The following is a 15,813-nucleotide window of genomic DNA, read 5'->3' as shown; positions in this document are numbered from 1 at the left end:
TGATCACCTTTTTCTCAGGGAATATCTCTCCAAGATGCCTTTACGATGGAATATCAAATCATACGTATCTTTGAATCCCATATAGGACAGCACAACCAACAGTGGATATACAGGGTAGATGTATCTGGACTTCATCTCCCACAGAATATAAAATCCGATGAATCCGAGAATGACCAGAATCAATGAGACTTCATCATACCGTTTATGGCGAATTCCACCGACCAACCGGATGAAAATAAAACAGTACATCAAGAAATTCATCACATATACGATCCAGAGCAAACCTGTCCGATAAGCCGAATCCCCCTGAAACAGTTGTGTTATCGCATTGGTATAGCTGTAGGAGCCTGCGATTCCGCCTCCCCTTCCTCTTCCTGCACCCAAGGAACTTTCATTGCCAATTCCGTATCGGTCCATCTGGTACGTCCCTTCGGTCCAGGTCCATATAATCTTTTTGTAATACATCTGCACCAAGTCACTTGCACTTGCTTCGGACAGTTTATTGCCAATCTCTTGTTTGAACAATTCTGCGCTCTCGGCCTTATTGTAGTTGGCCTGCCTCTGATAGATCTGATAACTCTCCATATTGTCCCAGAAGCCAAAACGCTCCAGATTAATCCCCATGTTCAGCCACATATAGACAGGTGCCGCATTCTCTCCAACGGGTTCGCTCACTACACTGGAGGATTGAAGAACCCCATTCTGAGTCCAGGTTGGTACATTAAACAACATAGCCACCACACCGATGGAAACGATAACTTTCTTCGCTCCGATGCTACGTGTATTCAGCAGGATATAGATGATGGCAGCAATCAGCACGATCACGCCGATGCTTCGGAAGTAGTTGCCCATGGCAAGAAATATGGCGGCAATGATGATGGTTTTCCAAGACTTTTCACGTACAAAACGAATGAAGAAGTATAGGCATGATGTCAGAAATGCTGTGGCAATTACATCGTTATAGATCAGGTTGTTCAGGAACAGGGAAGGCAGGTACGTCGCTGCAAAGATCAACACACCGTAATCACGTTCCGTGGATCTGTCATTCACTTGTTTGTAGATAAGATAAATCATGAATGTCGTTAACGTTGAAAACAAAATATTACATAGTTTGATGACCAGATAATTGTCCGGGAACAGGTACAGCAATGTCTTCAGGTACAACACGATCGAGTAATTGAACGGGAACATGTGCAGATAACCACCCGTTTCAAACGTGGAGTAGTCTTGGTCATACAACATGTTCATGGCGAGTGAGAGAACGGTCTGTGAATCATCGGTGGGCACTCTCGGAAATACGAAAATGATGATGATCTGAATCGCCAGTGAACATAGCAGTACGATCGGGATAATAACCCTCGGACTGTATTGGTTCAGTTTCAAACACAGAGCATACAGACCGATACCTGAACCGAGAAGCAAAAGAATAACCGGGAGAAAAATACTCCACTGCTGCATGCTCAGAATGGGATTGTCCCCATACAAAGCGTAGTTGTACTGTGCCCGAACCAACAAGGACGAAACAATAAACACGGCAACAAACACGAGCAGAATGAAATAAAACGATTTTTGCAGCATCTTAGACATGCCAAAACTCCTTTTCGAATACAGGATTCCGTGAGTATTATAAAGGCTCTGGCTGAAAAATCGCTGAATTCGAACAAACAATTCAATTCATAAATCTAACGAATTATTCCTCTAATGTCGATAATATACATCGAATACATAATATAAATATTTTTAACTAAAAGGAGATCAGAAGATGGTTATTCAAAAAAGGTACATCCGCTCGTTACTCTCTCTTCCTCTGGCAGGCCTGTTATTTATGCTGCTCGGGACCCAGCAGATCACTGCAGCCCCTGTCGACAGTCTGCTGCCTGAGCGAAGTGAGCAGGAAATCAGTCAGAAATGGACGCAATGGATGAGTGGTAAGGACCAGACAGCCACATTCACACAGAACCCCTCGACCAAGGTTCCCTATGTTGCTGGTGTAGTAAGTGATTCCACATTGAAACAGGCTCTAGGTGCAGCGAACTTTTATCGTTATCTCTCCGGGTTAGAGGGCGATCTTGTCCTGGACGCTGCACTCAATCGACAAGCCCAACATGGAGCGGTTGTTGTTTCTACCGGAGAATTGACCCACTTCCCGGCTCGTCCGGCAGATATGCCGAAGGACTTCTTTGATCTGGGAGCCAAGTCGACTTCCAGCTCCAACCTGTACGCTTCCTATGGTGCTCAAGGAAACCTTGCAGTCAAAAGTGTTGAAGCATATATGGATGATTCGGATGCCAGCAACATTGCTGCACTCGGCCATCGCCGCTGGATTTTGAGTCCGCAACTGAAGAAAGTCGGCTTCGGGATTGCATTCCGGGACAACAAAAACTATGCAAGCCATTTCAGCACCATGCAGGTTATGGATACAAGCCGTTCAGGAAAACTCAATTACAATTACAACTTGTATCCGAACAAAGGGGCATTCCCGATTGAGGCATTCCATGTGTCGCAAGCCTGGTCTGCACAGCTGAACCCGGACGTCTTCGCAAAGCCTTCCAATTCCGAGGTACAAGTGGAGATCGTCCGTTCATCGGATCAGAAAACTTGGGTATTGGGATCTAAAACCCCGGTTAGCAGTGATCCTGCAAAGGCCTTTTTCAATGTAAATACCGATGGTTATGGATATAACTACGCTGTCATTTTCCGCCCGGATAACTTGAAATCCCTGAAGGCAGGCGATACGTTCAACGTTCGCATTACCGGTTTGAAAAGGAAAGACGGGGCCAAAGCAGAAATTTCATACCAGACTCGTTTCTTCTCAGTTAGCAATCCTTCACAAGAGCCTGTGACTGATCCACAGAATCCTGGGACAGAACCACAAGACCCTGGAACAGAGCCACAAGAACCGGATACGGGGAACGAAGAGTATCTCGATAATCATCTGATGCAGTTCGAATATACAGCGGCTCGTACGCTGAAAGTACGGGGAACACTCGCGGCTTATGCGAATAAAACGTTCTCTTTCCAAATCCACGGTCCTTCTCCAGAAGAAAAACATATTCGTACGGAAACGGTGAAGCTGGATGCTAACGGTCGATTCAGTCTGACGGTTCCTAATCTGGGCGTGTCTGATCTGACCATCTATTTGCAAGTGGACCCAAGCTTCATGTACTTCATTCCTACAGCAAGTAATTCAAACGTCATCTATTCCTTTGAATAGAAGTGAAGGAAGAGAATAGGAACAGAACGAAGTACAGTGTAGTAACGACCAAAGTAAAACCTAAAATCTAAAAACACAAACAGTCGAATGCATAGGCATCCGACTGTTTTTTGGTTCAGCGCAGATTAAATTCAGGAATTAAGTATACTGTTCCTTGAATTCATTCATGTATAGAACCTCAATACAACCTGACCAATTCAGAATCGAACCGATAAAATCCTGTATGTCTAATCCCTTCATTTCATACGTTTCTGCTGTATTTACTGTACCCGCCGCATCTTCAATCAGGGTTACTTTAAACCCCTCGTGTTCAGCATTAATCGCTGTAAACAGACAACAATACTCCATGTTGAATCCAACAATGAATACATGTTCGATCTGATGATCCAGCAGCCACTTTTTCAGTTCCGTATTACTGAACGCACTCGGTTTACTTTTCTCCAGAATAGGATGTTCCCCAGTATCAACTACAATTTCCAAATTGGCACTTTTCTCATAATAGAGAGAGGATTCTTCATTGTCCTGGTCCACATGTTTGGTAAACACAATAGGCCAGTTCATCTTTTCAAAAATGGTAATAACAGACTGAATCTTTGCAATTGGAACAGATACATCCCTCAGACTTGTAAGCCCATGCTGCACATCAAGTACAATTAACCCTTTATTCACCCGCTATCTCCTTCCATAGACAGGCTTTTCAGCCTCCAGTGCTACCTTTTTTGCGTTTTTTTTCTAGCGCGATCTCCACATTTTCTTTCACCCGATACTCCACAATTCGGCGGATGAGATCCTCGGGTAATGGCTGATCCAGCGGAAACTGGACAGATCCCTTAGCCCCTTTGTACTTGGAGAGTTCCTCCTTAAACGCCAAAATTCCACTCGGAGCAGGGTAAAATCCAATATGATGCTGGTATGCGGCGAAATGAACCAAATTCCCATGCTGCGCATACGTCGGCATCTTGTAACTGATCTTCTCTTCGGCGTGTGGAGCCGACTCCCGAATAATCTGTCTTAACGCCTGCAATCTCACCTGTACATCGGGCGCAAACTCCGAGATATACTCATCTACCAACATAGAATAATGGTTACTCTCAGCCATCTGGGGCTCCTTCCACCACGGGGACTGCTACTGATTCGTGGTACGGGTATATTTGCTTATATTGTACTCTAAATGGACAAGCAGAACAGCTACTTCTCTGTGAATTAAAATGTTGAATTTGATTTTTTAGATGTATAGGCTATATAATACGTTTAAACAATTAAACATTATAACGGAGTGAGCCATGAACGATTCAATGGGTAACCAAAAAGTCATTGATATTTTCGAGAATCTAAGTCCTTATCTTCAAGGTTTGGGAGATCCCGTTCGCCAGCGAATCATATCGCTGCTCATTGATCAAGAGAGCATGAACGTATCACAGATTGCAGAGCATGTACCCATGTCACGCCCTACGGTCTCTCATCATTTGAAAATTTTGCGTCAATCCGGGCTGCTATCGGTTCAGAAAAAAGGTACGGAAATGTATTACAAGCTGGAGTTCAACGATGCGATCGAATTGCTCAAACAGCTCGTTCATCTCGTGGAAGTGGAATGTCAGAGCTAGCGCGTACCGCGCTGGTGAACTGCATTCCTTTTCTTCACTCTATTATGTTTAAAAGTTTAAACATATAAGTACATAAACACATCAACGGAGGTTTATCGAATGATTAGAAAAAGAGTTCTTATCGCTGGAGGCTATGGTGCTGTAGGTGCACAACTTGCCCGCATTTTGCATGACAGGCATCCTGATCTGGAATTGGTATTGGGAGGCCGCTCTCCGGGTAAAGCAGCACCTTTTCCCTCCAACCGTGTCCACACGGTTGTCGTTGATACCCATGCAGACGATCCACTGATTCACGCAGGAGAGAATATATCGTTAATCATTAATGCAGTGAACGATCTGGATGATCGGCTACTGGTATCGGCAGTGCGGAGAAAAATTCCACTCATCGATGTTACACGCTGGACTGAGGTGTTCAATCAAGCGATCCGTACAGTAGAGCAGGAGGAACTTCATGCCCCTGTAGTGCTGTCCTCTGGATGGATGGCAGGAACAGCTTCTTTATTTGCCATGATACTTTCTAACTCGCTGCAACATGTTGAAGTAAACATACATGCGTTGTACTCGCTGCGAGATAAGGCTGGGCCTGACTCAGCCGCCTTTATGGATCGAATGAGTATTCCTTTTCAGGTGACCGAATCCAACACCAACCGGCTTGTCTATCCCATGACAGATCCAATTAAAGTACTTTTCCCGAACGGGTACACAACCCCATGTTACAGATTGGATACACCCGATCACGTCACTTTGCCTCATACCAGCCATATCGATTCCGCCAGCTTCCGTATTTCATTTGATAGTAAAGTATCTACCTATGCACTCGCCGGATTGGTCAAAACCGGTGTATGGAAGATGATCAGTGGAGAACGTTTCCAGCCATTCCGGCGGAAATTGCTCTATAATCCAGGAACCGGGAGCGCGCATCATCTGGTCATTCAACTGAAAGGATTGGATGCAAAAGGAAACGAGGTTAAACGAACGATGACAGTCTCTGACCCACTCGGTCAAACTCATATGACCGCACTCGGCGCTGCGGTACAGGCCGAAAAGATACTGATGATGCCAGCGGATGAGCCTATGGTTCCAGGCGTCTATTATCCTGAGCATCTGTTCGATGATCGAATGGACATGGATGCGGTTACTCATTTTTTCAAACAATACGGCGTTCAAGTAACCCACTCCTGATCCAGACATAACAAAAAATCCGCGAAGCCGCTCACTGCAAACAGTGGGACCTTCGCGGATTTTACGAATAATAATGGAGAATTGTATCGTATCAAGTACAAGCTTGAGTCTGGAATTACAACGTCATGGCTCGACCATTGCGCATTAGATAATCTTCTTTTGTTTTGTAATCCGGCATGATACTGCCGATCCGTCGCCAGAAGGAGCGATCATGATTCATGTGGTGAATATGGCAAAGTTCATGAATGATGACATAATCGATCACTTCCAGTGGCGCCATCGCCAGGCGATAATTGAACGTGAGTTTTTTGTCCCAGCTGCAACTGCCCCATTTGGTGGGAGAATCTACGATTTCTACTGACTTCGGCTTCACCTTCAACTCCTGCTGATAGCGTCCAATGCGCTCCCCAATCATGCGTTTACACTCGGAAAAATAAAACTTCTTCAGATTCGCTCGCAGCTCTTCTTCTGTAAGCCCCTCTACAGGAATCAATTCATGCAATGCGTGCTCTTTGCCAAAAAGCAGAAACTTCCCCTTGCCCTCATCCTCGTATTCCTTGGCTTGTGGACCGTCAAGCGCCCGCTGCATCAGAGCGGATTTCTTCAAAATCACATCCCCATGCTGCTCCACAAGTTGCCGGAGCATGTCTTCACTGGTACCATTGGGTGCTTTGATCGTGACCATGTAAGGCAAATCCATCGTGATGGAAACTTTTTTCCGTTTGCCGTATTCAACATGACAGTTAATACTGTGATTATTTAATTCTATAGTTAACATAACGCGCTCCGCTTCTGAAGTTATTCATTCAAATCAAATTTTATACCATCTCCAACGATAATGCATACTGTTCGGCGATATATATGTTTGCATTGTATTTTTATACATTATTATGTATTATTATTTAATTATGAAATCGGAGGTTTGATATGACTCATACAACGGATACAGAACACAAAACCATTGAAGAACTATCGCTTAACCACTGGCAGCCCTTGTCTACCTTACTATATGACGGCTGGGTACTGCGTTTTGCCAAAGGATATACCAAACGTGCCAACTCCGTTCAACCGATCCACAACTCCACTCTGGATGTGCATGAAAAGATTGAAGAATGTGAGCGCATCTATGCTTCCAATCAGTTAAATACCATATTTAAAATCACGCCGTTTATTCAGCCGGATCATCTCGACAAACTTTTGCAAGACAAAGGGTATGCTGTTGTGGATCTCACCCACCTCCAGACTCGGAGTCTGGAACATATCAAAGAGCCTGAGCACCATGCTGTACAGATTGACGAGCAGTTAACCGGAGAGTGGCTGGATCACTTTTGCAGGTTAAATCAGGTGAATGATCTGCAACGGGAAACGACAGAACTAATGTTACATAACATCCGCACGCAGGTAGGTTTCATCTCGCTGTTGTTCGACGGGCAAGTCGTCGCATGTGGGTTCGGTGTAATCGAGCGCGGCTATATCGGATTATATGACATCATTACAGACGCTAACTTCCGGAATCGGGGACTTGCTGAACAGATGATCCTGCATCTCCTGCATTGGGCAAAAGAGAATGGCGCTACGTCTAGTTATCTGCAAGTCGTTGCGAATAATGTACCTGCGTTAAAGCTCTACGCGAAGCTGGGTTATTCAGAGATTTACAGCTATTGGTACAGAGTCAAAGAATGGATCGAGTCCTGAGTCCTGATCAAGCTGAAATTAAAAACTGCCCTCCTTCTTATGAAGGAAAGGCAGTTTTTAATTTGCTCCGTGGTTCTTAATAACTCTTCACACCGTTCAGCAGTTACTCTGTGCGCTTTCTACAATGGTAGCTTCACCAGCACCTCATATTTCACGCCGGCTTGTATATTCTTGATGATATCGCCTTCAATTCGTTGACCGTCAACATACACTTCAATCGCTTGGACAGCTGCATCCTTCTTCATGTTCACGTTCAGCTCAGCCCCGCGGAACAACCGCGTAACCGACGCCTCGCTCCAATCTTCAGGCAGTTGTGGACGCACTTGAAGTCCTTGTGCATGACCTTGCAGTCCGAACAGGCCATCGATCAGGCAACGATACACCCAAGGCACCGTGCCGGTGTTGAACAGATGACTGGAACGCCCGGCTGTACGTGGGAATTGATGATAGGCTCCGCGATAATAATTCGGGATAAATACAGGTAGCTGACCCCGCTGGAGAATATCCTCGGCATCGGGCCCCGGAATCATTTTACGCAACAGACGATACGCCTTCTCCTTCTCGCCCACCAGGTACAACGCATAAATATAGAAAGCCGCCGCGTGATTGTACACTGCACCATTCTCTGCACTTCCCGGATGTTTCTGCGTAACACGGCCTACATCCTCCCGCATCGCGGTGAAAGACGGCGCGAGCTTCTCGACACCATATGGCGTCTCCAATTGCTCCTCTACGGCACGGATTAACTTTTCCTGTTTCTCCTGATCCGCAGCACCGCTCATAAGTGCCCAGCTCTGAGGATTGATATAGATGCGTCCTTCCACGTCTTTGCTTACGCCAAACACGACGTTATCATCTGTAATTCCGCGGGCATACCAGTCTCCATCCCACAGATACTCATTGGCTACCGCATTGGTCTGATTGGCTTCCTGACGGAATTCCGCTGCAACCTCGGCATGCCCCGCCTGTTCACCAATATCTGCCCACACATTGAACGCATATGCCGTCGCAATGGTCAGCCAGCCGGATACGCCTTTGCCTTTGTATCCCACCATGTTCATCGGATCACACCAGTCACCCTGATTGATATAGTTCAACCCGCGCGCATCACGCTCATGGATCAACCAGCGCATTGCAAGATTCATATGCTCCAGTACGGAAACCTTTTGTTCACTGTCTGTAAAAGCAACCTGCTCCTCCAAAATGCTATAGTCATTCGTCTCATCCAGATAGGTCTTCATACAGACCGGAAGCCAGATACAGTGATCGGTATGAGGAACCTGGTTGATATATTTCAGTTCTGCATCCGGGTGCAAAATAATGCCATCTGGCATGGCGCCGCTTATATGCTGCTGAGACAGAGCGGTCAAGAACGCAGCCCGTGCAATCTGCGGCTGAATGTAGCTCATGCCCATGTTGTCCTGCAAATAATTCCGCGTCTGCGGATCAGTTGTCAGACGATTCGTTTTGCCATGATAGTACATCTGTCGAGGCAGCCAGTGATTCACGACATTATCTAGCCAGCTGTCCGGTGTCTCAATCTGGATGTTCCCTTGCCCTTCTGCAATATATTCAACATATTCCTGCTCGGCTGCGGTGAACCCATCCTGTCCTGCCTCATTCTGCTTCACAAAATAATGCTGACGAATGCTCTCAATCTCTGTCTCATCATGAGCCGGGCCAAAGATAAATCGATACGCCTGCTCAGCTCCCGCTTCCAGCTCTACTCTGTATTGCAATACGGCCACAGGTGTCTCATAGCGTGCATCTCCACCAGCGATTGTCTCCGACTGAAGGGCAGAAGGATTATGAAGTCCGCCTTCGCCTTCAAAAGTCTCATGATTCACTTCCCACGCGGTCGGCTGGTGATCTGCAAGCAGATAGGTTTTGTCGCTGTAGTTTTTGATTTTGCTATAATCCTGATATTTCTGATACGGCGTAACCGCCGAGCAGACAATGCCCTGCAAATCTTCCACATATGAACCGGATTGGTTCATCCAGGACATATAGCCAACCGTATAATACGGGTAGATACTCAGCTTGCGTTTTCTCGAAGACAGATTGGTTACCTTTACACGCCACAGCTCCATAACGTCTTCCTTCGGCAGACGCAGGGACATTTCGATGCAAATGTCGTCCTGAATCACTTTCCAATGAATATCGTGTTTGCCTACAGCGAACGTATAGCTATCCGCTTGCTTGCGAACCGGTTCATACGGGGCGGAGAAAATTTCGCCGCTTACTTCATCTTTAATGTAGACAAACCGTCCGGGATGGTGGGCATAATATGGCTGCTCCGGCTGCATAAACGTCTTCGCTTCCAGGTTGGGCGCATACGAGTATTTAGCAGGTTCAGGCTGCATGAATTGGGCCACCGCGTACCCCCGGCAATTCACATGAATCATCATCTTTTCATTCCAAAGGAATCCAGATGCCTTCGGTATACTTGTTGGGCTGGTTAATTCAACATATTGATTATCTTCCGTTGCTTTAATCATCACTGAACCTCACTTTCAGATTATAGAGTCAAAAGACAGAAAACGTTTTAGGTAACTTGTATACAACTTTGTCCATTATAACACGGGAACGCTTACAAAGAACTGAAAACTAAAAAAGAGCTGAGAAACTCAGCTCCGATTACGTTCCAATTGTTTCTCGATGCCCAACCTATCGATCTGTATCCAATACTCTGCAATTCGTTCGTTTTCCACTCGGTATACCGCACTCGCAATTTCAATCACCGGGAGGTTGGTTGGACTGTATCCGTCCACTTCGCCAACATGGGTACCGGATTGTCTCCAGCGCACATAGACTTTATCGCCTTGCGTCAGCAACTCCTGAATTTCGAGTGAAAACTCCCCGTAAGCTTCGATCATTTCTCGCACATGATCCGCATAATCGGAAGGTGTTCGGGTCACCGTGACCTCTTCTTCAGATATCACTTGATGAGCCAGTACCTGTTCCGCCATCACGCTGCTTGCATAATCCGGATTTCGGCCTGATCGGACCTCTTCAAAAAAGGTTCTGACAATCTGTTCTGCTGTCATACGCCACCCCAGCCTCCCCAAATTATTCTTTTATATATATAAATATGTAGTAACTCTTCTATTTTACCATTGAACTCAAGCTACGGAATTACAACTGTTCTATTGTTCTACAGGACTTAAACCCTATCCTCTCACCTTGACAATGAGTCAATATGACCATAAACTAGCAAAGGATATCAGGAAATTAATAGGAGGTTTGGCCGTTAAGAGGTTCGAGTATGGGATTTAACCATATCTGATAATCTTTCGGTGTGTAGAAACGTAGCATTAGAGCAACTCAGAAAAACAAGAAAGCGGTGTATCATGAAACGTCTATTTTTCATTATGTTTGCGTTCACCCTGTTACTGGCTGGATGCCAGAGTAATGAACAGGAAAGCAGTCCGTCCGAGAATAACCCTACAGAAGTAGTAGAAGGTTCTACCATTTTAAGTTTGAAGCAGAAATACGGCTCTGAATCGCAGCAAGCGATCATGCCGATGTACAATGTAGCTCAGGATGAAGAATTTACGTTCAAGTTTAAAGCAGATTTAGGAAAATCTAATTGGTCCCTGGGAGATACCATATCCGTACATACCGATATTAAAGCACTCAAAGCAAGCGAAGTACCTTTATTATCAGATATTCATGACAATAGTATTTCTATTAGACCTCTTGGATGGGGCGTTTTAAGTTCAGATTCCATGATGAACAGGGGTCAAAGTTCTTGGGGTGGTGCCCCCATTTATTACATTCGTCTGAATTATGATCCTGACGCAGAGAACATGACGTTGCTCGATCAACCCATCATTATTCCTTTTACGGTGAAATCGGAGTTACCTGTACCCAACCTAAGATACGAGATTGATAAAGACAGACGGTTAAAGTTAGTCTGGGACAAGGTTGAGGGTGCAACCGAATATAAAATTTATGAACGTTCTGACCTAACCAATTTCGATACAAATGCACCTTTAACCGGCGCGGAGGATGCATTCAGCAATAGTCTGCCTTTAGATATTGCGGTAACGACAGAGACGTCTTTCAATGATTTTATGAAAGACGGAAAAGGCGGGCTCGGCACTTATAAGGAACTGATAACTTCTCATCAGAACCATGGTTTACGAGGAGAATATTACGTTACTGCAATCGGTGGAGGCAAAGAATCCAATTTTAGCAGAGGTGTCCCTACAGCTCCGCTTGCTTCCCAGTTACCAACAGCTTTGAAAGAACAATTGTATATGGAGAAATTAAAGAATATAGATGTACTTCCTCAGAAAACGACAGTTGAGTACAATGACGGCTCTCTAGCCCGTGAAACCATTGTCTATGATACCGCTAACGTAGAGATTTCAGAGTTCAATGAAACGAATATTCCTTTTCACGTTAAAGGAACAGCTCTGAAGAGTTATGTACGCGTAGAGAATGTGACTCAAGCAGATTTGGACAAACTTGCTCAGCAAACCGTAGCCGAGTCCAGTAACGGACTGGTGGAACCGAAGAATGACACACCTTACGTTCCTGCACCTGACGTGCCAACGATCATCAACAATCATGATGCACCTGAGTCTGCAACGGAAACAGAAGAAGCACCGGCTTCGGAAACTCCAACTACAGAGTCTACAACCGATACGGGAACGTCAGAAGATGCAACTGATCCTCTATCTACTGAGGCTTCCGATGATACTTCTGATAATTCTTCAGATATGGCTTCTGAAGAAGCTTCCAATGAAGCACCTGCTCCAGCTCCCGAAGCTGAAGAAGACAACCTGGTAGACGAACAGAAGTCCAATACACAGCAAAATGTAGAACAAGGTAATCAGGAAACCGTGCCACAGCCTGCTACAGGCGATGCAATGATCAATGCAGATTCCGCATTGGAAGAAGTTTTAGCCAAGAACATGATTGCGGCACAAGATAAAATTTCGTTAAAAGCTTTCCCCGAAGCTCAAAATTTCACGACACTCTCGGATGTTGTCCTGAAAGTGATGTACCAGAATCCATTGATTCTTGGTGTGGAAGGTTTTGAATATAACTATGGTACGCTTACCCTTTCCATTCATTACAATGAATCGGCTAGTGGTATTCAGAAGAAACAGGATGAGATTATTGCCAAAGCGAACGAAGTCGTGGCTTCTATCATTAAAGATGGTATGAACGAAGACGAGAAACGAAAAGCCATCTACGATTATCTGAACGATAACGCGAAGTATGATGATGCAGCGCTGGAAAATGCCGAGCAGAACAACTTCAAAAATGTCGATCCGCAGTTCAATGACTCGTTTACCACATACGGTATTCTGGTCAAAGGTGTTGGCGTATGTGCCAGCTATGCCTCCGTCTACAAATTGCTCTCCGATCTCTCGGGACTGGAAAGCATCGTCGTAACGGGAGCTTCCAGCGGTGTTCCACATGCATGGAACAAGGTCAAAATCGGGAACGAATGGTTCCATGTAGATGCCACCAACAACCTGACGAACTCCGGCATTCCATACTTCCTGTACAATGCCAACGATGAGACTGCTGCAAGTCAGAAAACGATAGCGGATAAGGATTACTGGCTTGATTCCGAGCTCGCGATGTTCAATGGCGAGAGTGATGCCAATGATTATTATGTGCAGAATGATCTCGAAGTCGCATCCATGAATGAGTACAAAACTAAAGCTGAGACTGAACTCAAAAAAGGAGAGAACCGCGTCATTCTCCGTTTCGCCTCACCTGTTGACTCCGACGAGCTGATGACAGCTGCCGGCGAAGCCCTTGCTGCAGTGGATGAAGCCCTTCTAAATACGGCGCAATTGGCCACACTCGGCAGTTATGCCATTTTGGAACCGAAACCGGATCAGAAGTAAATCCATAATCACAAAAAAATACTATAAAAATAAAGAACTCCATTCACCTTTATCGGGAATGGAGTTCTTTGTTTAACTGGCCTATAATCGCCGGTCATGTATGATCCATAGGCCTTGTATATTCAACGTTTACGGACTAACTGTACCGCCGTTAGCATTCAGTGTCTCGCCGCTCACATAGCTGGATTCCTGGCTCGCCAGGAACACAAAGGCTGGAGCCATCTCAGCAGGTTGTCCTGCACGGCCAAGCGGTGTATTGGAGCCAAACTCAGCCAGCTTCTCAACTGGTTGTCCACCCACGACCTGAAGCGGTGTCCAAACTGGACCTGGAGCAACAACGTTGACACGAATTCCTTTGCTACCCACCTGTTGAGCCAATGCTTTGCTGAACGTATTGATCGACGCCTTCGTAGTAGCATAATCCAAGAGGATTGGGGAAGGACTATACGCTTGAATGGAAGACGTGTTGATAATGGAGCTGCCCGGCTTCATGTGTTTCACAGCTGCTTTGCAGAGCCAGAACATGGAATAGACATTCGTTTTGAACGTCGCATCGAATTGCTCAGTGGTCAGATCCGCAATCTGCTCCACAAACTGCTGCTTACCCGCCACGTTAGCAAGGATATCAATCCCGCCAAGCTCTTTTACCGCAGATTCAATGAGTTCCTCGCAGTATTTCTCATCCTTCAGGTCACCTGGCATCTTGATCGCTTTCCGCCCAGCTTCCTCAATCAGCTTAACGACTTCCTGCGCATCTGCTTCCTCTTCGGGCAGATATGCCAGAACAACATCTGCACCTTCACGGGCAAAAGCAATCGCTGCCGCCCGACCAATTCCGCTGTCGGCTCCGGTCACAACCGCTTTGCGTCCTGTTAGACGTCCGCTGCCTTTATAACTTTTCTCACCCGCATCGGGAACAGGAGTCATCTCACGCTGGAGTCCCGGCTCATCCTGTTGCTGTTTCCACTCTGGTGTAGCCTTCGGATATTGGGTCGTTGGATCTTGCATGGTGTGCTGGTCTTGATTCGCCATGTTCAATTTCCTCCTCGGGGATTTACACGATACCCATCGTATAAACATATTTTTATTTGTTGTGAATTTAATTTGCGTAAAAGTTGCACTCTTTTCTTTGTAACCGAGATGGGTGGAATTTAAACTGAACCTGCTGCATTTCCTTGGCAACTATTCCGGGATTGAATCTCCCCTAACCGGAGATTGTATAATAGAACATGAGGTGATCTCGTTGAATGCAAACAAAGAACCCTATTCCATCGGTGAAGCAGCCAAACTGATCGGCTCCACGGTGAAAACGATCCGTTATTACGATGAGATTGAACTGTTACAACCCTCCAGTCATACGGAAGGCGGGCATCGACTCTATACAACACAAGACCTATGGCAACTCGAACTCATTACAACGCTTCGTTATCTGAATTTCAGCATACCGGATATTCGAAAGCTCATGTCTGGTGAACTGGCAGTAGCACAGGCGCTGGATCTGCAGATTGAAGCCTTGGAAACCCAGATCGGCACGATGAATTCCATGCTCTCCATTTTGCAACAAGCGAAGCAGCATGAAGAAGAAACTTCACTGCACTCGGATGAGTCTCTCACCTATATCTCCAGTCTGGTTGAATCCCTAACGGCCCATGCGAGCAGTCGAAAACAATTCGTTGCTGCCAAGGTGGACGAATCTCATCTACTGGACAGCATTCCGCAGGATTGGAGAGTTTCGTTCCTGCACTTTTTCGATAAATACATGATGAAAGATACGAAACTGACGGCCCAGCAGACACTGGCCTGGAAGGAAATTCAGGAACTGATCAATGATCCGGCCTATTGGGCCGATCTGGCTCGATTGGAGGTTCCCTTCTTCATTATGGCGAATCAGCCACAAGTCGAAGCAGACGTCTGGGTAAAGAAAATGGAAGCAATTCGCATTCGCACTGCCGAAGCGCTGGACAAACGTTGGGCCATCGATAGCCCTGCTGTGCAAAGCATGGTGTGGGACTTTGTGTTGATGTATGCAAGTGTCGAGCATGCGGAAGCACCTGAAGTATTTTTTCGCAAACAGGCTCAATACATGCTGGACTCCGTGACGGATCGCATTCTGCGTTTTAACAAACTGTGCAAGGTGATGAATCCTGAATGGAGCCAGATTGTAGATGGCATTAACCTGTTGCAGGAGGGCATGCAGTTACGATTACAACAAATGGAAGAAGACTGAACCTCAGTCTCCTTCCAT

Annotated in this window: 13 protein-coding genes; 6 read left to right on the top strand and 7 right to left on the bottom strand. The window is 45.8% G+C overall.

The genetic code is table 11. The features are described from left to right. Positions 1-3: 3 nt before the first annotated feature. Entirely contained in the window at positions 4-1,587 is a 1,584-nt protein-coding gene (locus tag WFI24_RS28840; RefSeq protein WP_336765361.1) for a glycosyltransferase family 39 protein, read from the bottom strand. A gap of 175 nt (positions 1,588-1,762) precedes the next feature. Here WFI24_RS28840 and WFI24_RS28835 point away from each other — a divergent pair, with 175 nt between their 5' ends. Beyond that, positions 1,763-3,214, top strand: a complete 1,452-nt coding sequence (locus WFI24_RS28835; RefSeq protein WP_336765360.1) for a CAP domain-containing protein — start codon at positions 1,763-1,765, stop codon at positions 3,212-3,214. A gap of 138 nt (positions 3,215-3,352) precedes the next feature. On the opposite strand, the gene WFI24_RS28830 is transcribed toward WFI24_RS28835, so the two are convergent. Both WFI24_RS28830 and WFI24_RS28825 read right to left on the bottom strand, forming a co-directional pair. After that, on the bottom strand, positions 3,353-3,883 hold the full coding sequence (locus WFI24_RS28830) for a cysteine hydrolase family protein (RefSeq protein ID WP_336765359.1): 531 nt from the start codon (positions 3,881-3,883) through the stop codon (positions 3,353-3,355). A gap of 28 nt (positions 3,884-3,911) precedes the next feature. Then, the gene (locus WFI24_RS28825) at positions 3,912-4,313 is read right to left on the bottom strand and encodes an iron chaperone (RefSeq protein WP_336765358.1); all 402 of its coding nucleotides are present in this window, start codon (positions 4,311-4,313) and stop codon (positions 3,912-3,914) included. Positions 4,314-4,497: 184 nt separating this feature from the next. Here WFI24_RS28825 and WFI24_RS28820 point away from each other — a divergent pair, with 184 nt between their 5' ends. Beyond that, entirely contained in the window at positions 4,498-4,818 is a 321-nt protein-coding gene (locus tag WFI24_RS28820) for an ArsR/SmtB family transcription factor (protein ID WP_145326281.1), read from the top strand. 99 nt (positions 4,819-4,917) lie between these two features. Beyond that, positions 4,918-6,000, top strand: a complete 1,083-nt coding sequence (locus WFI24_RS28815) for a saccharopine dehydrogenase (protein ID WP_336765357.1) — start codon at positions 4,918-4,920, stop codon at positions 5,998-6,000. A 115-nt stretch (positions 6,001-6,115) separates the two neighbouring features. Here the strand turns inward: WFI24_RS28815 and WFI24_RS28810 are convergent, their stop codons facing one another. After that, complete coding sequence (locus WFI24_RS28810) at positions 6,116-6,778, bottom strand: M48 family metallopeptidase (protein WP_336765356.1); 663 nt, start codon at positions 6,776-6,778, stop codon at positions 6,116-6,118. A gap of 149 nt (positions 6,779-6,927) precedes the next feature. Here WFI24_RS28810 and WFI24_RS28805 point away from each other — a divergent pair, with 149 nt between their 5' ends. Beyond that, on the top strand, positions 6,928-7,695 hold the full coding sequence (locus tag WFI24_RS28805) for a GNAT family N-acetyltransferase (RefSeq protein ID WP_336765355.1): 768 nt from the start codon (positions 6,928-6,930) through the stop codon (positions 7,693-7,695). A 119-nt stretch (positions 7,696-7,814) separates the two neighbouring features. Here WFI24_RS28805 and WFI24_RS28800 read toward each other — a convergent pair whose 3' ends face one another. Next, positions 7,815-10,193, bottom strand: coding sequence for a GH36-type glycosyl hydrolase domain-containing protein (locus WFI24_RS28800; protein WP_336765354.1), 2,379 nt, complete (start codon positions 10,191-10,193; stop codon positions 7,815-7,817). A 129-nt stretch (positions 10,194-10,322) separates the two neighbouring features. Beyond that, positions 10,323-10,742 (bottom strand): ester cyclase, encoded by a 420-nt coding sequence (locus WFI24_RS28795; RefSeq protein WP_336765353.1) that lies wholly within the window; start codon positions 10,740-10,742, stop codon positions 10,323-10,325. A gap of 303 nt (positions 10,743-11,045) precedes the next feature. Between WFI24_RS28795 and WFI24_RS28790 the strand changes: the two genes are divergently transcribed. Then, positions 11,046-13,568, top strand: a complete 2,523-nt coding sequence (locus WFI24_RS28790; RefSeq protein WP_336765352.1) for a transglutaminase domain-containing protein — start codon at positions 11,046-11,048, stop codon at positions 13,566-13,568. Positions 13,569-13,697: 129 nt separating this feature from the next. Here the strand turns inward: WFI24_RS28790 and WFI24_RS28785 are convergent, their stop codons facing one another. Next, positions 13,698-14,600, bottom strand: coding sequence for an SDR family oxidoreductase (locus tag WFI24_RS28785; RefSeq protein WP_336765351.1), 903 nt, complete (start codon positions 14,598-14,600; stop codon positions 13,698-13,700). Positions 14,601-14,811: 211 nt separating this feature from the next. Here WFI24_RS28785 and WFI24_RS28780 point away from each other — a divergent pair, with 211 nt between their 5' ends. Beyond that, positions 14,812-15,795: a MerR family transcriptional regulator gene (locus WFI24_RS28780; protein ID WP_336765350.1), complete on the top strand. Its 984-nt coding sequence runs from the start codon at positions 14,812-14,814 to the stop codon at positions 15,793-15,795. The last annotated feature ends 18 nt before the right edge of the window (positions 15,796-15,813 follow it).

The sequence above is a fragment of the Paenibacillus sp. USHLN196 genome (assembly GCF_037144955.1).
Classification (GTDB): domain Bacteria; phylum Bacillota; class Bacilli; order Paenibacillales; family Paenibacillaceae; genus Paenibacillus; species Paenibacillus xylanexedens_C.
Note: the sequence above shows the minus strand (reverse complement) of the source record. Positions and strands in the feature narration are given on the sequence as shown.